Genomic DNA, 23,600 nt, shown 5'->3' with positions numbered 1-23,600 from the left:
AAATTATCTTTTTATTTTAACTACAATACCATCCATTACTACCAAGAGTACATGTTTGTGGAAAAGTACAAAACACTATTGGGCTATCATCATTACAGATATGAGGGCGACGCCCTCCACTAACTTGTTTTTGTTCCGCTTTATTTAGAGCTTTGCCTAAATCTAAAATTGATTTTCTCATTATTAAAATATTAAAATTACCTTTGCGGTGAACATTTTAAGACACTCACCGAGTGTGTCTATTCTTCGCGAGAGAATATGTTTCAAATTCAAATCCCTTTTTAGGGATTTGTTTTTTATACCTTGTTTATGACCACTTGGCTGTTTTCTTCTAATTCTTCTATAAAGAAAATTAAATCTGATCTGTTGTATTCTTTTGGAAATGACCTTCCATTGATTAAAATCTCTGGGGTGAAGTTAATAGCATTATTTTTACACCATTCTTTTTCTCTTTCTAATTCCGTTAAAAAGTAATCACTATTATTACTTTCCCCCCATTTCTTTAGCCAGGAAATCACATTACGATCTTCATAAATATCACTCATAGCTTCTAAACATTTTTTATGTTTATTGTTATTATAAAGTTCCAATAGTCGGCTAGTTACTTTTACACTATTACCTTTTTTGTCTTCTGTATTTATATTAAAGCGAACCCTTATTTTAACCGAATTTTTATACTTGTTTAAAATCTCATTTATCTGCGCGTGAACTGGTTTACAATGACCGCAAAAAGGATTGGTAATTACAACTATTTCTAGGTTTGAAGAAGGGTTTCCAAAAACAATCTCTTGACTTTTAGCTATAGTAGTATCAAGTTCAGGAGATTTGTTTAGCATTCCCTCAAACAAGGTGAAGTTTCTTTTAAATTTAACTCCTTCTATTTTGTCTTTTCGTAAAGCTGTTACTTCTGATATAAGTGGTTTTATATAACTCCAACCAAGCCAAACACTTGTTCCTATAATTGTTAAAGTGACAAAGTCAGTAGGCTCAAAGCTGAAAATGAAAAGGTTTGTTAATACTGGTATTAGTGCTTGTAACCATAATAAACCAACAATACTTAAACATAATAAGCACCACTTTTCTACTATTGCATATTGATAATAGATAGAGTATAATGTTATTGGAATAGCTGCTAAGCTTATTGAATAAGCTACCACTGGTGTCACTATTTCAACAAAGGTAAGAAGGGCTAATGTTGAAAAATATAATATACTAAGGTCACTGAGTTTGTGTCCTTTAATTATCTCAGCTCCTTTTGAGGAGAGCACTGCATCACAATCCTTTTTGTCATCTGATCCTGAACAAAAAGCGTCACCTATAGAGGTTTGTAAGCCCAATTCTTGTTTTACAATGGCGACACTAATAACAATACCTGCTATAGATAATAATAAATGAGAAACACTAAAAACAGAATCAGTTGTTTTTAAAACCCAAAAGGCAGTTAATAAGATTACGATTCCAAAACCTATGTATTTAGGAATCATACTTGCTTTTTTACTTGTTTGAATAGTATCCGTTTTTTCCACGGCAACAATAATCCCGGTAAACCTCTTTAAAAATTCTTCTTCTATTACATTTTCTTTTTTGCCCTCTGTAGTATATAGAAAGTAATCATTTTTCTTTTTTTCGACTACATTCAAGTTTTGCCCATTGTTATTATTTACTTGTGCTATATAACAGTTGGGTAATTGTTGTAGTGTTTCTGAATTAACAGGAACATCAGCCGCTATGTTTTCTATATTAAAATGATCTAACACTCCTGTTATGGCATGTAAGCTAGGATATGAGGGATGGCTTTGTATTTGAAATGCTAATTCTTCTTTATCAAAAGAAATGCTATTCTTTTTAAGAAGTTGTTGTACTATGTTTATTAATGAATGCTCCATAAATAGTTAACAAGTTATCGTTGGTTTCTTATAATTTATTTCTAAGAAACAGAATGAATTGTTGACGAAACTATAAAAGAAATAAGTGTTTAAATAAGTTAATTCATATTTGTGACTAACCAATTCATAATCGATGTGTTTTGATAATGATTTGTTTTTGAACCTGTTGTTTGATAAATTTTAATTGTAACAAAACGTATAAAATAGGTACTGATATAAATATAACTTTAAGTCTAAAGTTATTAAATAGGTCGTTTATAAAGAAATAACTAGTTTTGCTGGGGTGTTTATTGGTTAGAATGAAAAAAATAATAGTAATAGTATGTTTTTTAATGGCATTTGCTTGTGAAAAGAAGCGAAATGAAGTAGTAGAGTTAAAACTCCCAGGGTTTTTTAATGACAAAATTTCACATGGACTTTCACAAGATTCTTTAAAGATCTATTTAGAGCAATTAGAAAAAACACCTAAAAAGAATTTATCAGATTCATTAAAAGCTGAGTATGCTTATGTTGCCGGAAGGTATAATAGTAGGTTAGAGAAATATGATATTGCTATAGATGATTTTAATAGGGCTACTTCTTTTTCTGAAAACAAAATAGAACATGATAGAGAAGTATTTTATTTTAGAGCTTTAATGATAACCTATTCTAGGTATAAGGAAGACTATTTAAATGCAGAGGGGGTCAATGAAAAACTACTTTCTTTATTAGGCACTAATGATTACAGAAATAAAGCTTATGTCTATGGATTTAGACAAAGAATTAAAGTTAAATTAAAACAATTTAATGAGGCTTTAGTAGCAAATGATTCAGCGACAACAATGTTTTTAAAAGTAAGAGATACTACTAATTATGCAATGTCTAAAATTGGGAGATCTAGTATTTATAGTAGTCTTGGTAAACAAGATATGGCAATAAATGAATTGGCAGAAGCTAGAAAGTATGAAAATTATTTAAAAACCGCTGCTAAGTATGAACTATATGCTACACTAGGCTTTTGTTTTTCTAATACTAAATTGTTTAATAAAGCGGTTTTTGCATTCAAAAAAGCCTTAGCTTTTTCTAAGGAATTACCTTCTCATTTAAGTAAAACAAGAATAATTAATAACTATATAAATTTATCTAAATCATATATTAAATTAAAGGAGTTGGATATAGCTAAAAAGTATATAGATTCAATATTTCACATAGGATTGAATAATATTGATTATATCAATCAAAGAAGCACGTTGAAAACCAACTTAGAAATTCTTTATAAACAAGGTGAAGATATAGCAGAAGTATCGGCACAATTAGATTCTATATTTACATATCAAGAAAAAAAGTATTCTGACAGAATAAATAGCAAATTAAAAGTCTTAATAGAATCGCATAAAAATGAGATAGTATTAGAAAAAGCCAGAAAAAAGGCAGAGATACAAAGCCTCGAGTATGAAAGAAATCAATATATATTAACTGTTCTTTTATTGATTTCAGTGGTAATAGGAGTGTTAATTTTAAATTTTTATAGACAAAGAAGGTTTAAAATTGAACAACAGAATTTTTTATTACACCAGCGCTTACTGCGTTCTCAAATGAATCCTCATTTTACTTTTAATAGTCTAAGCTTAATTAAAAATAGCATAGAAGAAGATAGTAAACAATCAATAAAATACATTCAGAAATTTTCAAGATTATTAAGAACTATATTTGAAAATTCGACCAAAGATTATGTACATATAGAAGATGAGCTTCAATCTTTACAAGATTATATAGAGTTGCAGCAGTTTAGATTCCCTGAGCGATTTAACTTTTCAATAAATAATACGATTCAATCAGAAGATGAAATTTTAATACCGCCGATGTTATTACAGCCTTTTGTAGAAAATGCAATAATTCATGGGTTTGGAAAAAAAGAAGATACAGGGAGTCTTATAATTCAACTTTGGCTTAACAATGAATATATAAGTTGTATTATAGATGATGATGGTGTAGGAATTGATGAAAATAATGTAAACAAAAGATCTTCAGTTAAGTTGATAGATGAATTTTTAACAAAAATGACTGGAGAAGGAATTATGGTTATAAATAAAAGAGAACTAGGCAAAGGTTTTAAAGGAACAAAGGTAGAACTAAAAATGCCATATAAATTATTGTAGTATGTTGAAGACGTTAATAATTGAAGATGAAAGACACGTTAGGGAAAACCTAAAGAAAAGAGTTTTTCAAGATTTTCAAAATGAATTGTTTATTGTTGATGAAGCCATCTCAGTAAAAGAAGGGCTTGAAAAAATAAAAAGATACCAACCTCAGTTAGTGTTTATGGATATTGATCTTGGAGATGGTACAAGTTTTGATATCTTGTCGTCTTTAGAAGAAATAAATTTCAAAATAATTTTTGTAACTGGGTTTGATTCTCACGCAATAAAAGCAATACGTTTGGGAGCTTTAGATTACTTACTAAAGCCTATTGACGATGATGAGTTTGTTGAGGCTGTGAAAAAAGCTGTGAATACCATACAGAAAGAAAATACGTTGAGTAGTTCTATTACAATTGCAAATCATTATTATAGAGAAGGAGAGCATCAGAAAATTGTTTTAAAAACATTAGATACGCAACATTTAGTTTCATTTGATGATATTATTTATTGTAAATCAGAAGGTAATTATACTACATTTTACCTTTTCGAAGAGAATATTGTCATTTCAAAACCAATGAAAAAAGTAGAGGAATTACTTGATAAAAAGCGATTTATTAAATGTCATCAATCTTTTGTCGTAAATAAAGCCTACATAACTAAATATACAAATGAAGGATTTCTTGTTACAAAAACAGGGGAGCAAATACCTGTTGCTACGAGGAGAAAAGATATGGTGCTAAAGAATCTATTTTAGTATGGTTATATCAATTTAACTTTCTAAGTAGCTTCTTTTTTTGTAAAAGATTTCGCCATAACTAAGACTATGCTAAAATATTTTGCCTTAATCTTGAAAAAAATAATTCAATTTATCATATCCAATCAGAAAATTTAATTGGTCTTATACCATTTGAATTTACTGTAATAAAACGTCCTTTTTCCCTTTCTATTTCAATAGAAAAAGAAATCATAGCTACTGCTAGTATTGATTTTTTTCTTTTACAGTAAATACAAACAATAACTGGTATTAAAAGCGAATTTGAATTGAGGTACTGCGAATTTGAATTCGTAAAAAAAGGGGTAAATCCCTTTGTATTTTTGTGATTAGAAATATTGAAAAAGTGAAATTATGAAATTTTTAAAACTATTTTGTTTTGTGTTGGTGTTTTGTGTTTCCTGTTCTGAGGATACAGATGGAGTTGAAAATATAGATGAAGTATATCGTACAGAAAGAGGTAGGCGAGTAGAAGTTTTTGAACCTTATATAGATAGAAAAGAGCAATTAATGTATATGACATCATTTTTAATAGGTAAAACACTTATAGAAAATGAAGGAGCAAGGAATTTTTTTTATGAGCTTGTAAAAAGTAATGAGGTGTCAAAAATAGACTTGATTAATATCATGGACTCAAATTTTGTTGATTCAAATCCTTTTGAGATTGCTTTTCATGAACAGTTTGATACGTATAACTGGCATATAGACCCTCAGTCATGTTGTCCAGACCCACCTATGTCAACAGTATTTGAACCAGATCCTACAAAATGGGGAGGTATATTAGATTCACAAATGTATTATCATCAATATTTAGTTGAAATTATAGAATTGCAAAAATGGGAGTTATATTTCCCTAATAAAAATTTGTTTTTGGATAACGATCGAAGTCTTTCTGATTATTTTTTAAACAATGACAGGCTTATATGTTTATGGAATAGAAGTGATTTTGGGCTGTTTACGGATGGATTAATTTTAAATGTTAAAGGAGGAGGAAGTTATTTGCCATATGATTTTGATCTTTCTGAAGCTACTTCATTGGTAATTATTTTAAAATAATGTAACAGTAATATAAAGATTAAATAAAATATAAGTTCTTAGATTATTTGAAAAACAACCTAAGAGTTACTGGTTTTTATTTCGTTCCAAGTTTTTTGTTGCAGTTTTTCTAACTTTTCTATCGTCATTTGGACTCATACTCATGTTTTTTAATTTTAATCTCTTACAAATGAAGCTTGCTAATTTAGTGTTTTTTGTTGGTATAGATTGGTTAAGATAAAATATTTTTATGTCAGACAACAACTTTATAAATATATTAGAAACTTAAGAGGTTCTAATTAATGGAGTCGTACATTAAGAGTAATAAAAAGCTATAAGGAAAAGTAGTATGTGCTTTAAAAACAAGACGAGATCATGGCTATATTCATACTTCAGGAGTAGACCATGATAAATTATGAATACTATGAATACTATGAATACTCCATTTTGAAATTTAATACCGATTCTTAGGTAAAATTTCTCAATCATACGGTGTCTTAGGTAACGTTACACAACCATTCCCTTGTAGTCATGCTTGTGTAGCTTTACCTAGGAATCGGGATTAGTTTGAAATTAATTCTTTCTTTAAAAATTTAGAAGTATAACTAGTTTTATGCTTTGCTACTTTTTCAGGAGTACCAGTAACTACTATTTCTCCACCGCCTTTTCCTCCTTCCATACCAACATCAATGATGTGGTCAGCTAGTTTTATAACGTCTAAGTTATGCTCTATAATTAATACGGTATTGCCTTTGTTAGTCAGTTTATTAAGAACATCCATTAACACTCTAATATCTTCAAAATGTAACCCCGTTGTAGGTTCATCTAACATATAAAACGTATTTCCTGTATCTCGTTTTGATAATTCAGAGGCTAATTTAATGCGTTGTGCTTCTCCTCCTGATAAGGTTGTAGATTGTTGTCCGAGAGTAATGTATCCGAGCCCTACATCTTGAATAGTTTTTAGCTTACGATAAATTTTAGGAATTAATTCAAAAAAAGAAACAGCTTGATTAATCGTCATTTCTAGTATATCGGAAATAGATTTTCCTTTGTACCTGATTTCTAAAGTTTCTCTATTAAAGCGTTTTCCTTGACATGTTTCACACTCGACATGAACATCGGGTAAAAAGTTCATTTCAATAACACGAACACCGCCTCCTTGACAGGTTTCACAGCGCCCTCCTTTTACATTGAAGCTAAATCGCCCTGGTTTATAGCCTCTAATAGATGCCTCTGGGGTTTTAGCAAACAAACTTCTAATTTCACTAAATACCCCTGTGTAAGTAGCGGGGTTTGATCTCGGAGTTCGACCTATAGGAGATTGATCAATATCAATAACTTTGTCAATGTGTTCAATACCTTTAATACTTTTATAAGGCATTGGTTCTTTAACACCTCGGTAAATATGCCTGTTTAAGATTGGATAAAGAGTTTCGTTTATTAAAGTTGACTTTCCGCTACCTGAAACCCCGGTAACACAAATCATTTTTCCTAAAGGAAACTCTACAGAAACATTTTTTAAATTATTACCAGTAGCACCTACTAGTTTTATAGATTTTCCGTTTCCCTCTCTTCGCTTTTTTGGTATTTCAATTAGTTTTCGCTTGGCTAAATAGTCGGCGGTTAAGGTTTTGTGAGATTTTACATCGGTAAAAGTACCTTCACTGACAATTTCACCACCATATCTTCCTGCTCCAGGACCTATATCGAGTACGAAATCAGCACTCTTAATCATGTCTTCGTCGTGCTCAACAACCAAAATCGAATTTCCAACATCACGCAGTTTAACCAATGAATTTATGAGCTTTTCATTATCACGTTGATGTAAACCAATACTAGGCTCATCTAGTATATAAAGTACCCCAACAAGCTGAGAGCCAATTTGGGTAGCTAATCGAATACGCTGAGCCTCTCCTCCCGATAAAGATTTAGAGGTTCTATCAAGAGTAAGGTAATCCAGACCTACATCTAATAAAAACTGAATTCGGGTTTGTATTTCTTTTAAAATTTCGGAAGCAATTTTCAATTGCTTTTCAGTAAGTTTTGATGCTATATTACGGAACCAACCAGCTAGTTCATTAACATCCATTTGAGTTAATTCACTGATGTTTTTATCGGTGATTTTAAAATGTAAAGCTTCTTTTTTTAAACGATTCCCTTGACAAGCCGAACAAGTAACTTCGTCCATAAAACTTTTAGCCCATCTTTTTATCGATGAACTTTCTGTATTCTTGTATTGCCCTTCAATGAAGGCAATAATACCTTCAAAGTCAATTTCGTATTTACGCGTTACTCCGGCTACTTTTGATTCAATAGAAAAGGTTTCCTTTCCGCCAAATAGAATAATGTCTAAGGCTTCTTTTGGAATTTTATTGATAGCATCAGTTAGTTTAAATTTATAACGTTCAGCAATCGTTTGTAATTGCTTAAAAATCCAACTACTCTTTTGTTCTCCTAGTGGGGCAATACCGCCGTTCTTTATAGAAATAGTGTCATCTGGAATGATTTTCAAATGATTAACTTCATGAGTTATACCTAAACCATTACAGTGATTACAAGCACCTTTTGGAGAGTTAAACGAGAAGGTGTTCGGTTCAGGGTTAGGATAGGCAATTCCTGTGGTAGGGCACATTAATTCACGGCTAAAATATCGAGGTTTAGCTTCATCAACATCAATAACCATCAAAATATTATCACCAGCATAAAGAGCCGTTTTAATGGTTTCTTCTAAGCGTTTTTCTACGGCATCACTGACTGCTAATCTGTCTATGACCACTTCAATATCATGAGTTTTATAGCGGTCTAATTTCATGCCTTTTACAATTTCTCTAATTTCCCCATCAACACGAACACGAACAAAACCTTGTTTAGAAATTTGTTCAAATAATTCTCTATAATGTCCTTTTCGAGATTTAATTAAAGGAGCCAGAATAGCAATACGTTTACCATCAAACTCTTTTAAAATTAAATTTTTTATTTGTTCATCAGAGTAGCTTACCATTTTCTCTCCCGTGTTGAAAGAATAGGCGTCGGAAGCACGAGAAAACAATAAACGTAAAAAGTCGTATATTTCAGTAATTGTGCCAACGGTAGAACGAGGGCTTTTATTGGTAGTTTTCTGCTCAATAGATATAACAGGAGAAAGACCGTCAATCTTATCAACATCAGGTCGTTCCAAACCTCCTAAAAATTGTCGGGCGTAAGCAGAAAACGTTTCTATGTATCGACGTTGACCTTCTGCATAAATGGTGTCGAAAGCCAATGATGATTTTCCGCTACCACTTAAGCCAGTGATTACAACAAGCTTATCTCGCGGAATTTTTACATCAATATTTTTTAAATTATGGACTCTAGCTCCATATACTTCAATATATTCTTGCTCTTTCAAATTCAGATATTTACAGAAAAAAGCAAATTTAAGCAATACTTATGTATTTTTATATTAAGAATTGTATGTAAAAATGGTTATACCATTTATGATTTGAAATTAGGGTAACGGAAAATGATGATTTTTTCTTTATACAAGTTATAAAAAAATAGGGACAGCCTTAGTGTATGGTTTTTCTTCTAATGAGAAAGAAAGGAAAAAAGGTTTTTTTAGTGCGGTAATTTTAATTTAGGATCGTATTACTTTAGTAGTTGAGGTTTGTGTTTTTTGTCTTACTGAAATTAAGAATAGGAGTGCAAAACATATTCAGAAGCCTACCTGCTTTTTAAGGAAAATGCCTACTGAACAGTACAATGACTCTAGGGTAGTTACCCATAAAGAATGTGAGAATAGCAGTTTAAAAGCTATTGTGTTAAATATTCGAAGAGTAACGTGAGAGCTCAGGTAGGTTATGCTTCCTTTGAGGGATTATAAAAAGACAGTAAGAAATGTTATTTTGTCACGTATTTTAAACATAGTCTCTTTAAATATAATATCTTTATCTTTTATATTCTTTAAACTAAAAATCAAGAAATGGCATTTATTCATTTTGTTAGACACTTTTTTGAAAGAAATGGATTCTATGTGTCTTCTCGTTTGGCAGATAGATTGGGAATGCGTACCGTAAATGTGCGTCTGTTTTTTATATACATATCATTTGTAACCGTAGGGCTATCTTTTGGATTATATTTAACACTTGCTTTTTTGTTACGATTAAAAGATATGATTTATACGAAACGAACCTCTGTTTTTGATTTATAATGAATACGATATTTCAATCTAGACTATACAAAGCCGTTGTGTTCTCCTCGCTTATTCTTTTGACAGGAGTAGGGGGGTATAGCTTATTGTTTGACTATTCTTTTATTGACGCGTTGTATATGACCATTATAACCATTACCACTATTGGTTTTGGAGAGGTTCATCCTTTTGGTACCGGAGAGAAAATATTTACGATCGTACTCATTTTATCAAGTTTGTTTATATTCGGGTACTCGGTATCTGCATTTTCAGAGTATTTAATAAGCGGACAATTTTTTTATCAACTAAAAATAAAAAAAGTGCAAAAAAAAATAGAAGGACTCCAAGGTCATACCATAGTTTGTGGCTATGGAAGGAATGGCAGACAGGCTATTACGAAATTAAAAAGTTATAAAAAACAAGTGGTCGTAATAGAGAAAGACAAGGGCTTAATTCAAGAATTGGATTCAAAAGGAGTACTAAATGTTGAAGGAGATGCTACTGTAGATGAAACTTTGGTTAAGGCAGGAATATTGAACGCGAGTAATTTGATTACTGTATTGCCTTCAGATGCCGACAATTTATTTGTTGTGTTAACAGCGAACCAATTAAATAAAAAATGTAAAATTATTAGTCGAGCATCAAAAGAAACGAGTAATAGTAAATTAAAAATAGCGGGAGCTGACAATGTGATAATGCCTGATAAATTAGGGGGAGCGCACATGGCTCTTTTAGTCGTGACACCAGATGTTATTGAATTTGTAGATAAACTGACGATAGAAGGAGATACAACCGCAAACTTAGAAGAAGTTGCCGTTAATGATTTACCAAAGGAATATGTAGGGAAAACCATTTTAGATTTGGATTTGCGAAAGAAAACAGGATGTACCGTTATTGGTTATAAATCTCCAGAGCAAGAATATACAATTAACCCTGATGCATTAGTGAAATTGAAGAAAGATTCGAATCTTATCGTACTAGGACGTCCTGAACAAATCAATAAATTAAGAGAGTTGTTTTAATGAAGAAAATTGTTATTACAGGAAGTAATGGTTTACTTGGGCAGAGTTTGGTAAATTTATTATTGGAAGAGAAAGGAAAATATGAGGTCATTGGTTTTTCAAGAGGAAACAATAGAAGTGGAAGAGATGATTTCAAATATGTGTCTATAGATATAACAGACAAGAACAAACTTGTAGGTGAATTAAATAATTATTGCCCAGAGGTTATTATAAATACCGCCGCAATGACGAATGTAGATAAGTGCGAAGATGAAAAGGAAGAATGTTATGAGTTAAATGTTCAGGTAGTGAAGACTTTGAAGGCGTTTTCAGCAGTCAATGATACGCATATAATTCATTTATCGACAGACTTTATTTTTGATGGAATAAAGGGGTATTATAAAGAAACAGACGAACCAAATCCACTGAATTATTACGGACTTTCCAAATTGAAATCTGAAGAAATTTTACTTTCATCGAAGGTAGATTATACAATTTTACGTACGATCTTGGTATACGGTCGCGTATTTGATATGTCTAGAAGTAACATTGTTTTATGGGTTAAAAATTCATTGGAGAAAGGAAAAGAGATTACGATTGTAGATGATCAATTTAGGATGCCTACGTACGTTGAAAACTTAGCAGAAGCCTGCAAATTGTCAATAGATAAAAGAATAAAAGGAGTTTTTAACGTTTCTTCTAGCGAACTATTGAGTATTTATGATATTGCTTTACAAATAGCAGATGTTTTTAGGCTAAATAAAGAGCTTATCAAACCCATTTCAACCAAAACATTAAACCAAAGGGCAGAAAGGCCATCTAAAACTGGGTTTAATTTAAATAAAACAAAAAATGAACTAGGGTTGGAAATAAGAAAATTTATCGATGATTTACAAAAATTTAAGAAAAAGATAACTTGAGGAAACACATTTAACTCATAAAAGTTGGGAAAACTTCAATTTTTTAAGATATTGCGGACCACTAATTCTAAAATACTAACTTATAATTCATATTATGAAGAAAAAACTTCTAACATTATTAATGTCAATAATTCCAATGTTGACATTTGCTCAAGAAAAAGGTCTGGATCAACGAATAGATGAGGCGTTTGGTGACGCTACAGGTTGGTTTGTAAGAGCTATATTTTATCAAATAGATTTCGGAGACGGAATTAAGGTTTATTGGGTTCTTTTCCCTTTAATTTTAGGAGCTTTATATTTTACTATTTACTTTAAGTTTATAAATTTTAGAGGAATTAGAACATCCGTGAATATCGTTAGAGGTAAATACGATGATATTGATCACCATGAAACAATGGTAGTAGCTGGTGATTCAACACCGGGAGGAGATGCGATTGAAACTATAGCTATTGAAAACCATGAAGGAGAAGTTTCGCACTTTCAAGCTTTAACTGCCGCGCTGTCTGCAACGGTAGGGCTAGGGAATATAGCAGGAGTAGCAATAGCGGTATCGATTGGTGGTGCAGGAGCAACGTTTTGGATGATAGTAGCTGGTTTCTTAGGAATGGCTTCTAAATTTGTAGAATGTACCTTAGGGGTAAAATATAGAGATATTGAAGAAGATGGGACAGTTTATGGAGGTCCAATGTACTATTTGACAAAAGGACTCAAAAATAAAACTTTAGGAAGAATATTAGCGGCGCTATTTGCTGTTTTTGTTATAGGAGGTTCTTTTGGCGGAGGAAATATGTTTCAAGTGAATCAAGCTTTTCAATTAGTAGAGAATATCACAGGAGGAGAAGCTTCTTTTTTACATGGTAAAGGTTGGTTATTCGGAATAGTAATGGCCGTTTTAGTTGGGATAGTTATCATTGGAGGAATAAAGAAAATAGCCAAAGTAACTGATAAAATTGTTCCGTTTATGGTAGCGATTTATGTAGCAGCTTCTTTGTTTGTTATTTTTGCAAATATTGATATGATTGGTGGTGCTTTTATGCAAATTATTAATGGAGCATTTAGTCCTGAAGGAGTTGCAGGTGGTGCGATGGGTGTATTAGTACAAGGTTTCCGTAGAGCAGCGTTCTCTAATGAAGCAGGAGTAGGGTCAGCATCGATAGCGCATTCAGCTGTAAAAACAAAATATGCTGCCTCAGAAGGTATGGTTGCTTTGTTAGAACCTTTTATTGATACAGTAGTAGTATGTACAATGACAGCTCTAGTGTTAATTATAACAGGTAATGTTACTTCTGCAAACGCAGGTCTTGATGACGCACAGGCAATTTTGTTAACTTCTGGAGCCTTTGAATCGGCAATATCTTGGTTTCCATATGTACTAACCATAGCGGTTGTCTTATTTGCGTTTAGTACAATGATTTCGTGGTCTTACTACGGGTTCCAAGGATGGGTATATTTGTTTGGAAGAAGCAAAAAGATGGAATATCTGTATAAAGTTATATTTTGTATTTTTGTAATTATTGGTTCAGCGGCAAGTTTAGGCTCTGTTATAGGTTTTTCAGATGCAATGATTTTTGCAATGATGGTTCCGAATATGGTGGGTATTGTAATTCTAGCACCAAAAGTTAAGGAAGAGCTTAATAAATACATGAAAGCGATAAAAAGTTAATTTAATTTAAATGAATATTTTTAAACCCCATTTCTGGTATGATAAACGCCAAAGAAATGGGGTTTTGTTTTTAATATGTATTATCATACTGTTGCAAATAGTCTATACGATAGGGTGGTTTTCTAAAGATGAGAAGACAAAAATTGATACTGAAGAATTACTGGCGATACGACAAAAGATAGATAGTTTAAAGAATGTTGAATCGGATATAAATAGGGTCAAAATACATCCTTTTAACCCAAACTATATTTCTGATTATAAAGGATACTTGTTAGGGATGTCAGTTGAAGAAATTGACAGGTTACACACTTTTAGAAAAAAGAATAAGTTTGTTAATTCTAAAGAAGATTTTCAGAAAGTAACGAAGGTATCAGATAGTTTATTACGTGAAATAGCAACGTATTTTAAATTTCCAGATTGGGTAGTAAAGAAAAACAAGAAACAAAAAGCTGTAAAAAAAGAAAAAGAAAGAACGGCGCATTTTTTGAAAAAGAAATATGAGGTGTCGTCTATAGATATTAATAAAGCAACGGCACTTGATGTTGCCAATGCAGTAGAGATTGATTGGGTTTTAGCTCAGAGGATTATAAAATATAGAGATAGAATTCAGGGGTTTTCTTTTGAGTCGCAGTTGAATGAAGTATGGAAGATTAAAAACAGCGACATAGAAAAAATACTTAGTAAGTTTAAAATTATTCAAAAACCAGTAGTAAAAAAGGTAAACGTTAATACGGCATCCTTTAAGGAAGTTTTGAATAACCCTTATATAGATTATGAACTATGTAAAAAAATATTTGATTATAAGGAAGAGGTAGCAGAAATTCAAGACATTATTGAATTGAAAAATATTAGCAATTTTCCTTTAAAAAAATACGATAGAATAATCTTATATTTGGAAGCGGAATAAACAACAACTAAATATAAAAGATCAATGAATAGTATGTACTTTACGGAAGAGCACGAATCTTTTCGTCAGAGTTTTAAAGAATTTTTACAGAAAGAGGTTGTTCCTCACGTTGAAAAATGGGAAAAAGAAGGGACAGTTGAAAGATTTATTTGGAAAAAGTTTGGAGAAATGGGGTATTTTGGTTTAAATCAACCTGAAGAATATGGAGGGTTAGGTTTAGATCTATTTTACACGGTAATTTTTTTAGAAGAATTACAAAAAATAAACTCGGGTGGTTTTGCTGCAAATATGTGGGCACATGCATATTTGGCAATGACACATCTCAATAAAGAAGGAGATGAACGAATTAAAAGAGACTACCTAACACCTAGTATAGAAGGAGAAAAAATTGGATGTTTATGTATTTCAGAGCCTTTTGGTGGTAGCGATGTTGCAGGAATGCGCACGACAGCCATAAAAAACGGAGATCACTATGTGCTTAATGGGTCGAAAACATTTATTACGAATGGTGTGTATGCTGATTATTTAGTAGTTGCCGCTAAAACAAATCCAGAGGCGAAACATAAAGGAATGAGTATTTTTGTTGTAGATAGAAAAACTGATGGTATTTCTGCAACTAAGTTGGATAAATTAGGATGGAGAGCATCAGATACCGCGGAAATAGCATTTGATAATGTTGTTATACCAAAGGAAAACCTCATGGGAGATGAAGGTTCAGGTTTTTCATATATAATGCAACATTTCGCTTTAGAAAGGTTAATAATGGGGGTGAATGCTCATGCAAGATCTGAGTATGCCGTTGATTATGTGTTGACATACATGAATGAAAGGCAGGCTTTTGGGAAAAAGTTAAATGAGTTTCAAGCGCTACGACATAAAATTGCTGAAATGGCGAGTAAGCTAGATATGTGTAGAGAATATAACTATTCAATCACCAAACGCTTAAATGATGGGCAATATGTAGTGAAAGAAGCGAGTATGAGTAAATTGCTTTCAACGAAAATGGCTGATGAAATAGTGTATGATGCGCTCCAATTATTAGGAGGGTATGGTTATATGGAAGATTACCCAATGGCTAGGTTGTTTAGAGATAGTCGTTTAGGGCCTATAGGAGGAGGGACTTCTGAAATTTTAAAGGAAATTATTGCTAAAATTGTAATTGATAACAAAGAATATAAACCAGCGACTTAAGTAAGCTAAAAACAATGTGACGTCATTTTAAGACGGGACACAAATAGAATAAAAAAAACCATTCATCTAATGAATGGTTTTTTTGTAATAAACCCTATAATATCATTTCTGATGTTATATCAGTTGTTGTTTGAATTTACTGTAAAATAAAATGGTAAATGGTATTAATTTATAACCATACTCGTTTATGTAAATTCCGATGTTTAGGTAGCATGTAAGCATCACTGTAAGCAAATGACTGTGTGACTTTACCTAAGAACTGGCATAACATATTGATTTGTAGTTCCTGAAATGAGATAAAGAGAGTGTCTTGCGGTAGTTTCAAGTGGTAAATGGGATTATTTGAAGTAAAGAATTCAAAAAGAGAATAAGTTCTTAACACGAAAACGATTTCGTTTATATAAGAATTTCATTGCCTCCAAATCTCTTGGTATCTTCAGAGAAATTTAAAAACATATACATATGAAAACCCTTCTCAATAAATATTGGATAGCGCTTCCGATTACACTTATTTTTGGTGGCTGCTTATCCGAAACTCCATTGGAGGAAGAATTACAACAAGTTGAAAATCTTACAAAGATAGCCTCGCGCCCAGAATTAAAACCAATGGGTTCAGGAGTAATGATGCAAGCATTTTACTGGGATGTTCCGGCAGGAGGAAATTGGTGGACTACCGTAACGGGAAAGGTTCAAGATTGGAGTAATGCAGGAATTGATGCAATCTGGTTGCCGCCAGCAACCAAAGCACAAAACGGAGCGCAATCTATGGGGTATGATCCATTTGATTATTTCGATTTCGGACAATACAATCAAATGGGAAGTATCGAAACCCGATTTGGTTCAGAGGATGAATTAAAAAATTTAATGATTACTGCACATGAAGCCAAACTGAGCGTTATCGCAGATATTGTTATAAACCATAACAGCGGAGGACAGACTGAATACAATCCAGTGAACGGACAAAATTATTGGACTAAATTCATTCCTCTTTCGGGTAGATTCGAAAGAACATATAATGATTTTCATCCGAATAGTAATCACACTAGTGATTCGGGAGTTTTTGGCGGTTTTCCTGATTTGTGCCATCATCAAGAGCGAGTTCAGAACGAACTTTGGAAAAATTCGGAATCTGTAGCAAAATATTACAAAAATATCATTGGTTTTGACGGTTGGCGTTTTGATTATGTTAAAGGATTTGAGCCTTGGGTGGTAAAAGACTGGAAAAATGAAGTAGGTGGGTTTACTGTTGGAGAATATTGGGATGGTAATGCAGGTGTTTTAGATTGGTGGACAGGGCAGGCAGAGGCAAGTGCTTTTGATTTTGCGTGCTATTATCGAATGCGTGATGCTTTTGAAGGGAACGATTTAAACAAGTTAAACGAAGATATGTTGTGGAAGAGAAATTCTACCAGAGCTGTTACCTTCGTGGCTAACCACGATACGGATGAAATTTACCATGGTAAGATGTTAGCATACGCTTATATTTTAACACATGAAGGTTACCCGACTATGTTTTATAGAGATTATGAAGAGTGGTTGAATAAGGAACGATTAAATAATTTAATTTGGATTCATAATAATTTGGCTGGTGGAACTACGCAAATATTATATACAGATAATGATGAATACGTAGCGAAACGTAATGGCAATAATAATTCTGGATTGATTGTGTATATCAATAACTCTAATCAATGGCAAGAGCGCTGGGTAGAGACGAACTGGTCAAGTACTCGTATCAAAGATTATACTGGGCATTCCAATTGGGAGCCAGTAACGCAACAAGGGCGATGGGTGAAAATTCAGGTGCCTCCCAAGAGTTATTCCGTATGGTCTCCAAAATAATTTTAAAATAAATAGTTGCGTTTTTAAAAACTCTCCGTAAATTTGCACTCCAAAATTAAAAAAACAAGTAATTGATAACTAAAAAATTAGCAATTACACAATAGTACAGAAGACTACAATGAAAGGAGGTGCAATTATATGTTAATCATTCCAGTAAAAGAAGGAGAGAATATTGATAGAGCGTTAAAACGTTATAAGCGTAAATTTGATCGTACGAAAACAATGAGAAAACTACGTGATAGAAAGCAGTTTACAAAACCTTCAGTAGCCAAAAGAGCTTTAAAAATTAAAGCATCTTATGTTCAGAGAATGCAAACTCAAGAAGAAGTAGGATAATTGTTCTTAGAGCATATCAAACATGAGCCCGTATTAAATTTAATACGGGTTTTTTTTTGGGGTATAATAAATAATTTGCCTAAATTCGATACTATATACGTAACGTTAATATGCTAATAGCTTCATTTTTACAATATTTAGACATTGAGAAAAACTATTCTAAACATACGATTACTGCATACAGAAATGATTTAACTACTTTCCGTGATTTTTGTATAGAAAACTTTGATGAAGAAAATTTATGTCAGTTACATTATCATCAAATAAGAACGTGGATTGTTAGTACAGTGAATCAAGGGTTGACCAATAGAACAGTTAATAGAAAAGTTAGCTCTTTAAAAGCATTTTATAATTTCCTAATGAAAATAGGGGAGATTGATGTTAATCCATTGTCAAAACATAAATCGCTAAAAGTTCAAAAAAAAACAGGTGCACCCTTTTCTGAAGAAGAAATTAATGAGGTTATCAGTGTCCTTGTGAGTAAGGATGATTTTGAAGGGGTAAGAGATCGACTCATAGTAGAATTATTGTATTCAACAGGGATGAGAAGAGCAGAATTGATTAACTTAAAAGAACAGGATATTGATTATGATCAATATACCATTAAAGTTTTAGGGAAAAGAAATAAAGAAAGGTTAGTGGTGCTATTGCCTCTAGTGGTAGAAACTTTAAACAAGTATCTAGAGTATAAAAAAAAGTTTAAAGTAGAAACTGAAATAGACTACTTGTTAGTGACTAAAAAAGGGGTTAAAATATATGAAACACTTGTTTATCGTGTAATAAATTCGTATTTTAGTAGGGTCTCAACTAAGGTGAAAAAAAGCCCACATATGTTGAGACATGCGTTTGCAACCCATTTATTAAGTAATGGTGCGTCATTAAGCTCGGTTAAAGAACTGCTAGGGCATTCAAGTTTAGCCTCAACCCAAGTTTATACACATAACGGCTTGGAAGAAATTAAAAAAATGTTTAATATGGCTCACCCTAGGGAGTCGCCTTAAAAAATTGAAAGATTATGAAGGTATTTACCCAATCTGTTAACTTCAATGCTGATAAAAAATTAATTGACTACATAGAGAAAAAAGTAATAGGTTTAGAAAAATTCCACGATAAGATAGTCGATGTAGAGGTTTTTTTGAAAGTACAGAACACAAGTGAAAAAGAAAATAAAATAACAGAAGTTAAAATTAACATACCAGGAAGTGAATTAATGGTAAAAAAACAGTGCAAAACCTTTGAAGAAGGTGTGAGTGTTGGTGTAGAATCATTGAAAAGACAGTTAAAAAAAGCAAAAGAAAAATTAAGAGGTTCGTTAGTGTTGTAAAAAATACTACAAAAAGCTTTAAAAATTAAAAATTACTTTTTACATTTGCAGTCCGTTAGAAATAGCGGACTGTTTTTTTGCAGTAAAAAGCCGATATAGCTCAGCTGGCTAGAGCAGCTGATTTGTAATCAGCAGGTCGTGGGTTCGAGTCCCTCTATCGGCTCAATAAAAGTTCATTAAAATATTGTAAAATTAAGGGGAGATTCCAGAGCGGCCAAATGGGACGGACTGTAACTCCGTTGTCTTACGACTTCGCAGGTTCGAATCCTGCTCTCCCCACAATATTTTAATTTTAAGCGAGAGTAGCTCAGTTGGTAGAGCGTCAGCCTTCCAAGCTGAATGTCGCCGGTTCGAACCCGGTCTCTCGCTCTAATTAATTTCCAAGCCGGTGTAGCTCAGTTGGTAGAGCGCATCCTTGGTAGGGATGAGGTCACGGGTTCAAGTCCCGTCATTGGCTCTTTTAGAGTTTTTTAAAAAAAATAAATTTTAAAGTAACACTAAATATATTTAACTAAGAATTAAAATTAATAATCATGGCAAAAGGAACTTATGATCGTTCGAAACCGCATTTAAACGTAGGTACTATCGGTCACGTAGATCACGGTAAAACTACTTTAACTGCTGCAATAACTAAAGTTTTAGCAGATGCAGGATATTCTGAAGCGAGAGCTTTTGATCAAATTGATAATGCTCCAGAGGAGAAAGAAAGAGGTATTACAATTAACTCTTCTCACGTAGAGTATGCTACTCAGAACCGTCACTATGCTCACGTTGACTGTCCAGGTCACGCCGATTATGTAAAGAACATGGTAACTGGTGCTGCACAAATGGACGGTGCTATCTTAGTAGTTGCTGCTACAGATGGTCCAATGCCTCAAACTCGCGAGCACATCTTATTAGGTCGTCAGGTTGGTATTCCACGTATTGTTGTTTTCTTAAACAAGGTTGATATGGTTGACGATGAGGAATTATTAGAGCTAGTAGAAATGGAAGTAAGAGATTTATTATCTTTCTATGAGTATGATGGAGATAATGGTCCTGTTATTTCAGGTTCTGCTTTAGGAGCTTTAAATGGCGAAGAAAAATGGGTGAATACAGTTTTAGAATTAATGGAAGCTGTTGATACTTGGATAGAAGAGCCACCAAGAGATACTGAAAAAGATTTCTTAATGCCAATTGAAGATGTATTCTCTATTACTGGTCGTGGTACTGTTGCTACTGGTCGTATTGAAACTGGTATTATAAACACTGGAGACGGTGTTGATATTATTGGTATGGGTGATGAGAAATTAACTTCTACGGTAACTGGAATTGAGATGTTCCGTCAGATCTTAGATAGAGGTGAAGCTGGTGATAACGCTGGTATTTTATTAAGAGGTATTGAAAAAACTCAAATAAAAAGAGGAATGGTAATCTGTAAGCCAGGTTCTGTAACTCCTCATGCTAAGTTTAAAGCTGAAGTATATATATTAAAGAAAGAAGAAGGTGGTCGTCACACTCCTTTCCATAATAACTACCGTCCACAGTTCTATGTACGTACAACTGATGTAACTGGTAATATAGCACTTCCTGATGGAGTAGAAATGGTAATGCCAGGTGATAACTTGACAATTACTGTTGACTTAATTCAGCCAATTGCGTTAAACGTTGGTTTACAGTTTGCTATCCGTGAAGGAGGTAGAACAGTAGGAGCAGGTCAGGTAACTGAGTTATTAGACTAATATAGTTTAAAATATAAAAAGGAGTCTCTTTTAAGAGAGACTCCTTTGAAATTTAAATACGGGTTTAGCTCAGTTGGTAGAGCACTGGTCTCCAAAACCAGGTGTCGGGGGTTCGAGTCCCTCAATCCGTGCAAAAAATAAAACGAGTTGCAGTTTGCTGTAACTCGTTAAAAGGATAAAAACATGAATAACTTTATACAATATATTAAAGATTCTTTTGAAGAGTTAAATACCAATATGACATGGGTTTCTAGAGAAGAAGCGCAAAAGTCTACTATGGTTGTAGCTGCATTTACTATAGCGTTTGCGTTAGTAGTAGCTGCTATCGATAAAGTTTTTCAAACGGGATTGGATAACTTTTTTAAAATGTTTTAATGATGGTTGAGTCGGTGATGAAGTGGTATGTTGTAAGAGCTATCGGAGGTCAAGAAAATAAAGTTAAAAACTATATAGAGACGGAAATAGCTCGTCATGGTTTATCTGATTTTGTTAGTCAGGTAATAGTACCCACAGAAAAAGTTATTCAAGTAAGGAATGGAAAAAAAGTAAATAGAGAACGTGTTTATTTTCCGGGGTATGTAATGATAGAAGCTAATTTAGCAGGAGAAGTACCTCACGTTATAAAATCGGTAACCGGAGTTATTGGCTTTTTAGGAGAAACAAAAGGTGGTGAGCCTGTACCTATGAGAAAAGCTGAGGTAAACAGGATGTTAGGTAAAGTAGACGAATTGTCTGTGAAAGATGAAAATCTTGTAATACCTTTTAATGTTGGAGAAACAGTGAAGGTTATTGATGGTCCTTTTAATGGATTTGATGGAACCGTTGAGAATGTGAATGAAGAGAAGCGAAAGCTTGAAGTAATGGTTAAGATTTTCGGAAGAAAAACTCCATTAGAATTAAATTATATGCAAGTAGAGAAAATATAATTGTTACACCTATTATATATATGTTGATATGTTTTTTAGCTTCCAATTTAAAACATATCTTTTAAATCTTAAACAATGGCAAAAGAAGTAAGTAAATTAGTAAAACTACAAGTTAGGGGAGGTGCTGCGAATCCGTCGCCACCAGTTGGACCCGCTTTAGGTGCTGCCGGTGTTAACATCATGGAGTTCTGTAAGCAGTTTAATGCACGTACACAGGACAAACAAGGTAAAGTATTACCTGTTGTTATTACAGTTTATAAGGACAAATCATTTGAATTTGTTGTAAAAACTCCACCAGCTGCAGTACAATTATTGGAAGCGGCCAAAATTAAGAAAGGTTCTGGAGAACCTAACAGAAATAAAGTAGCAAGCGTTAGTTGGGATCAGGTAAGAACTATTGCAGAAGACAAGATGGTAGATTTAAATGCTTTCAAGGTTGAATCTGCAATGAAGATGATCGCTGGTACAGCTCGCTCTATGGGATTAACAGTAACAGGTGATGCTCCTGATTAAACTAAAAGAGATATAGAAAATGGCAAGATTGACTAAAAAACAAAAAGAAGCTCATGCTAAAGTTGATAGCTCTAAGGTTTATAATTTGACTGAGGCATCAACTTTAATTAAAGAAATTACTAACGTTAAATTTGATGCGTCTGTAGATTTAGCTGTACGTTTAGGGGTTGACCCTCGTAAAGCTAATCAAATGGTTCGTGGAGTGGTAACATTACCTCACGGAACTGGTAAAGATGTTAAAGTTTTAGCTTTAGTTACTCCAGATAAAGAAGCAGAAGCTCAAGAAGCGGGTGCTGATTATGTTGGATTAGATGAATACCTTCAAAAAATTAAGGGAGGATGGACAGATGTTGATGTTATCATCACAATGCCTAGTGTTATGGGTAAATTAGGTCCTTTAGGTCGTATTTTAGGGCCAAGAGGTTTAATGCCTAACCCTAAGACAGGAACAGTAACTATGGATGTTGCAAAGGCAGTACAAGAGGTAAAAGCTGGTAAAATTGACTTTAAAGTTGATAAAACTGGAATTGTACATGCGGCAATCGGAAAAGTATCTTTTGATGCTGTTAAGATTGAAGAAAATGCAAATGAGTTATTGCAAACACTTATTAAATTAAAGCCAACTGCATCAAAAGGGAATTATATAAAGAGTATGTTTATGTCTTCTACTATGAGTCCTAGTGTTGCAATAGATGTAAAACCTGTATCGTAAGGCAGTTAAAACTTTTTAATCATGACTAGAGAGGAAAAATCACAAGTAATACAAGATTTAACAGCGCAGTTAGCAGATACTAGTACCATCTATTTAGCAGATATTTCTGGATTAGATGCTGTTACTACATCTAACTTACGTAGAGCTTGTTTCAAGGCTGACGTACAATTGGCTGTTGTAAAGAATACATTGCTATCCAAAGCAATGGAAGCTTCTGATAAAGATTTTGGAGAGTTACAAGATGTATTAAAAGGTAATACTTCAATGTTAATTGCTGAAGCATCAAATGCTCCAGCGAAAGTTATCAAAGAGTTTAGAAAAAAATCAGACAAGCCTTTATTAAAAGGTGCTTATGTGGAAGAGGCAGTTTATGTTGGAGATGACCAACTTGACGCTCTTGTAAACATTAAGTCTAGAGAAGAACTTATTGGAGATATTATCGGATTATTACAATCACCTGCGAAGAATGTTGTTTCAGCACTTCAATCAGGAGGAGGTAAATTATCTGGTATCTTGAAAACTTTATCGGAAAAATAATTAAGCGCACTAATAAACTAAAA

General features: G+C 32.9%; 22 protein-coding genes and 5 tRNA genes. 24 read left to right on the top strand and 3 right to left on the bottom strand.

The annotated features are described in order from the left end of the window. Positions 1-16: 16 nt before the first annotated feature. A complete protein-coding gene (locus tag AC2TDS_RS08210) occupies positions 17-181 on the bottom strand; it encodes a hypothetical protein (RefSeq protein ID WP_484738611.1) in 165 nt (54 codons plus the stop codon). A 115-nt stretch (positions 182-296) separates the two neighbouring features. Next, a complete protein-coding gene (locus AC2TDS_RS08205) occupies positions 297-1,886 on the bottom strand; it encodes a vitamin K epoxide reductase family protein (protein WP_484738610.1) in 1,590 nt (529 codons plus the stop codon). A gap of 299 nt (positions 1,887-2,185) precedes the next feature. Between AC2TDS_RS08205 and AC2TDS_RS08200 the strand changes: the two genes are divergently transcribed. From AC2TDS_RS08200 to AC2TDS_RS08190, 3 genes are all read left to right on the top strand, one after another. Beyond that, positions 2,186-4,024, top strand: coding sequence for a histidine kinase (locus tag AC2TDS_RS08200; RefSeq protein WP_484738609.1), 1,839 nt, complete (start codon positions 2,186-2,188; stop codon positions 4,022-4,024). A 1-nt stretch (position 4,025) separates the two neighbouring features. Then, complete coding sequence (locus AC2TDS_RS08195) at positions 4,026-4,760, top strand: LytR/AlgR family response regulator transcription factor (protein WP_484738608.1); 735 nt, start codon at positions 4,026-4,028, stop codon at positions 4,758-4,760. A 372-nt stretch (positions 4,761-5,132) separates the two neighbouring features. Continuing rightward, positions 5,133-5,834: a hypothetical protein gene (locus AC2TDS_RS08190; protein ID WP_484738607.1), complete on the top strand. Its 702-nt coding sequence runs from the start codon at positions 5,133-5,135 to the stop codon at positions 5,832-5,834. Between the two features lie 541 nt (positions 5,835-6,375). On the opposite strand, the gene uvrA is transcribed toward AC2TDS_RS08190, so the two are convergent. Next, the gene (uvrA, locus tag AC2TDS_RS08185; RefSeq protein WP_484738606.1) at positions 6,376-9,204 is read right to left on the bottom strand and encodes an excinuclease ABC subunit UvrA; all 2,829 of its coding nucleotides are present in this window, start codon (positions 9,202-9,204) and stop codon (positions 6,376-6,378) included. 573 nt (positions 9,205-9,777) lie between these two features. On the opposite strand from uvrA, the gene AC2TDS_RS08180 reads away from it, so the two are divergent. From AC2TDS_RS08180 to rplJ, 21 genes are all read left to right on the top strand, one after another. Further along, a complete protein-coding gene (locus AC2TDS_RS08180; RefSeq protein ID WP_484738605.1) occupies positions 9,778-10,005 on the top strand; it encodes a PspC domain-containing protein in 228 nt (75 codons plus the stop codon). Continuing rightward, a complete protein-coding gene (locus AC2TDS_RS08175; protein ID WP_484738604.1) occupies positions 10,005-11,006 on the top strand; it encodes a potassium channel family protein in 1,002 nt (333 codons plus the stop codon). Before AC2TDS_RS08180 ends, AC2TDS_RS08175 begins: the two co-directional genes overlap by 1 nt. Then, positions 11,006-11,905 (top strand): SDR family oxidoreductase, encoded by a 900-nt coding sequence (locus tag AC2TDS_RS08170; RefSeq protein WP_484738603.1) that lies wholly within the window; start codon positions 11,006-11,008, stop codon positions 11,903-11,905. The genes AC2TDS_RS08175 and AC2TDS_RS08170 overlap by 1 nt, the downstream gene beginning before the upstream one ends. Positions 11,906-11,999: 94 nt before the next feature. Then, a complete protein-coding gene (locus AC2TDS_RS08165; RefSeq protein ID WP_484738602.1) occupies positions 12,000-13,568 on the top strand; it encodes an alanine/glycine:cation symporter family protein in 1,569 nt (522 codons plus the stop codon). 10 nt (positions 13,569-13,578) lie between these two features. After that, on the top strand, positions 13,579-14,475 hold the full coding sequence (locus AC2TDS_RS08160; RefSeq protein ID WP_484738601.1) for a helix-hairpin-helix domain-containing protein: 897 nt from the start codon (positions 13,579-13,581) through the stop codon (positions 14,473-14,475). Positions 14,476-14,499: 24 nt separating this feature from the next. Beyond that, the gene (locus AC2TDS_RS08155; protein ID WP_484738600.1) at positions 14,500-15,666 is read left to right on the top strand and encodes an acyl-CoA dehydrogenase family protein; all 1,167 of its coding nucleotides are present in this window, start codon (positions 14,500-14,502) and stop codon (positions 15,664-15,666) included. A gap of 462 nt (positions 15,667-16,128) precedes the next feature. Further along, positions 16,129-17,508, top strand: coding sequence for an alpha-amylase (locus tag AC2TDS_RS08150; protein WP_484738599.1), 1,380 nt, complete (start codon positions 16,129-16,131; stop codon positions 17,506-17,508). Positions 17,509-17,646: 138 nt separating this feature from the next. Further along, complete coding sequence (gene rpsU / locus AC2TDS_RS08145) at positions 17,647-17,844, top strand: 30S ribosomal protein S21 (protein ID WP_484738598.1); 198 nt, start codon at positions 17,647-17,649, stop codon at positions 17,842-17,844. Between the two features lie 110 nt (positions 17,845-17,954). Beyond that, a complete protein-coding gene (locus tag AC2TDS_RS08140) occupies positions 17,955-18,845 on the top strand; it encodes a tyrosine-type recombinase/integrase (protein ID WP_484738597.1) in 891 nt (296 codons plus the stop codon). Between the two features lie 14 nt (positions 18,846-18,859). Further along, positions 18,860-19,168: a ribosome hibernation-promoting factor, HPF/YfiA family gene (gene hpf, locus AC2TDS_RS08135; protein WP_484738596.1), complete on the top strand. Its 309-nt coding sequence runs from the start codon at positions 18,860-18,862 to the stop codon at positions 19,166-19,168. An 89-nt stretch (positions 19,169-19,257) separates the two neighbouring features. After that, positions 19,258-19,331 (top strand) — tRNA-Thr (locus AC2TDS_RS08130). A gap of 33 nt (positions 19,332-19,364) precedes the next feature. Next, positions 19,365-19,447: transfer RNA gene (locus AC2TDS_RS08125), tRNA-Tyr, on the top strand. 17 nt (positions 19,448-19,464) lie between these two features. Further along, positions 19,465-19,537: transfer RNA gene (locus AC2TDS_RS08120), tRNA-Gly, on the top strand. Between the two features lie 15 nt (positions 19,538-19,552). Further along, positions 19,553-19,625, top strand: a tRNA-Thr gene (locus tag AC2TDS_RS08115). Between the two features lie 76 nt (positions 19,626-19,701). After that, positions 19,702-20,889 carry an elongation factor Tu gene (gene tuf / locus AC2TDS_RS08110; protein ID WP_484738595.1) on the top strand — a complete coding sequence of 396 codons (1,188 nt, stop codon included), beginning with the start codon at positions 19,702-19,704 and terminating at the stop codon, positions 20,887-20,889. A gap of 58 nt (positions 20,890-20,947) precedes the next feature. Next, positions 20,948-21,020: transfer RNA gene (locus tag AC2TDS_RS08105), tRNA-Trp, on the top strand. 52 nt (positions 21,021-21,072) lie between these two features. Further along, entirely contained in the window at positions 21,073-21,264 is a 192-nt protein-coding gene (secE, locus tag AC2TDS_RS08100) for a preprotein translocase subunit SecE (protein ID WP_484738594.1), read from the top strand. Next, positions 21,264-21,815 carry a transcription termination/antitermination protein NusG gene (nusG, locus tag AC2TDS_RS08095; protein ID WP_484738593.1) on the top strand — a complete coding sequence of 184 codons (552 nt, stop codon included), beginning with the start codon at positions 21,264-21,266 and terminating at the stop codon, positions 21,813-21,815. Before secE ends, nusG begins: the two co-directional genes overlap by 1 nt. Before the next feature lie 75 nt (positions 21,816-21,890). Further along, complete coding sequence (gene rplK / locus AC2TDS_RS08090) at positions 21,891-22,328, top strand: 50S ribosomal protein L11 (RefSeq protein ID WP_484738592.1); 438 nt, start codon at positions 21,891-21,893, stop codon at positions 22,326-22,328. A 19-nt stretch (positions 22,329-22,347) separates the two neighbouring features. Continuing rightward, on the top strand, positions 22,348-23,040 hold the full coding sequence (rplA, locus tag AC2TDS_RS08085) for a 50S ribosomal protein L1 (RefSeq protein ID WP_484738591.1): 693 nt from the start codon (positions 22,348-22,350) through the stop codon (positions 23,038-23,040). A 21-nt stretch (positions 23,041-23,061) separates the two neighbouring features. Continuing rightward, positions 23,062-23,577, top strand: coding sequence for a 50S ribosomal protein L10 (gene rplJ / locus AC2TDS_RS08080; protein WP_484738590.1), 516 nt, complete (start codon positions 23,062-23,064; stop codon positions 23,575-23,577). Positions 23,578-23,600 lie beyond the last annotated feature (23 nt).

The sequence above is a fragment of the Tenacibaculum profundicola genome (assembly GCF_057220795.1).
Note: the sequence above shows the minus strand (reverse complement) of the source record. Positions and strands in the feature narration are given on the sequence as shown.

Coding starts and splice junctions, on each gene's coding strand:
- AC2TDS_RS08210 (WP_484738611.1), bottom strand. CDS start 181: ATGAGAAAATCAATTTTAGATTTAGGCAAAGCTCTAAATAAAGCGGAA.
- AC2TDS_RS08205 (WP_484738610.1), bottom strand. CDS start 1,886: ATGGAGCATTCATTAATAAACATAGTACAACAACTTCTTAAAAAGAAT.
- AC2TDS_RS08200 (WP_484738609.1), top strand. CDS start 2,186: ATGAAAAAAATAATAGTAATAGTATGTTTTTTAATGGCATTTGCTTGT.
- AC2TDS_RS08195 (WP_484738608.1), top strand. CDS start 4,026: ATGTTGAAGACGTTAATAATTGAAGATGAAAGACACGTTAGGGAAAAC.
- AC2TDS_RS08190 (WP_484738607.1), top strand. CDS start 5,133: ATGAAATTTTTAAAACTATTTTGTTTTGTGTTGGTGTTTTGTGTTTCC.
- AC2TDS_RS08180 (WP_484738605.1), top strand. CDS start 9,778: ATGGCATTTATTCATTTTGTTAGACACTTTTTTGAAAGAAATGGATTC.
- AC2TDS_RS08175 (WP_484738604.1), top strand. CDS start 10,005: ATGAATACGATATTTCAATCTAGACTATACAAAGCCGTTGTGTTCTCC.
- AC2TDS_RS08170 (WP_484738603.1), top strand. CDS start 11,006: ATGAAGAAAATTGTTATTACAGGAAGTAATGGTTTACTTGGGCAGAGT.
- AC2TDS_RS08165 (WP_484738602.1), top strand. CDS start 12,000: ATGAAGAAAAAACTTCTAACATTATTAATGTCAATAATTCCAATGTTG.
- AC2TDS_RS08160 (WP_484738601.1), top strand. CDS start 13,579: ATGAATATTTTTAAACCCCATTTCTGGTATGATAAACGCCAAAGAAAT.
- AC2TDS_RS08155 (WP_484738600.1), top strand. CDS start 14,500: ATGAATAGTATGTACTTTACGGAAGAGCACGAATCTTTTCGTCAGAGT.
- AC2TDS_RS08150 (WP_484738599.1), top strand. CDS start 16,129: ATGAAAACCCTTCTCAATAAATATTGGATAGCGCTTCCGATTACACTT.
- rpsU (WP_484738598.1), top strand. CDS start 17,647: ATGTTAATCATTCCAGTAAAAGAAGGAGAGAATATTGATAGAGCGTTA.
- AC2TDS_RS08140 (WP_484738597.1), top strand. CDS start 17,955: ATGCTAATAGCTTCATTTTTACAATATTTAGACATTGAGAAAAACTAT.
- hpf (WP_484738596.1), top strand. CDS start 18,860: ATGAAGGTATTTACCCAATCTGTTAACTTCAATGCTGATAAAAAATTA.
- tuf (WP_484738595.1), top strand. CDS start 19,702: ATGGCAAAAGGAACTTATGATCGTTCGAAACCGCATTTAAACGTAGGT.
- secE (WP_484738594.1), top strand. CDS start 21,073: ATGAATAACTTTATACAATATATTAAAGATTCTTTTGAAGAGTTAAAT.
- nusG (WP_484738593.1), top strand. CDS start 21,264: ATGATGGTTGAGTCGGTGATGAAGTGGTATGTTGTAAGAGCTATCGGA.
- rplK (WP_484738592.1), top strand. CDS start 21,891: ATGGCAAAAGAAGTAAGTAAATTAGTAAAACTACAAGTTAGGGGAGGT.
- rplA (WP_484738591.1), top strand. CDS start 22,348: ATGGCAAGATTGACTAAAAAACAAAAAGAAGCTCATGCTAAAGTTGAT.
- rplJ (WP_484738590.1), top strand. CDS start 23,062: ATGACTAGAGAGGAAAAATCACAAGTAATACAAGATTTAACAGCGCAG.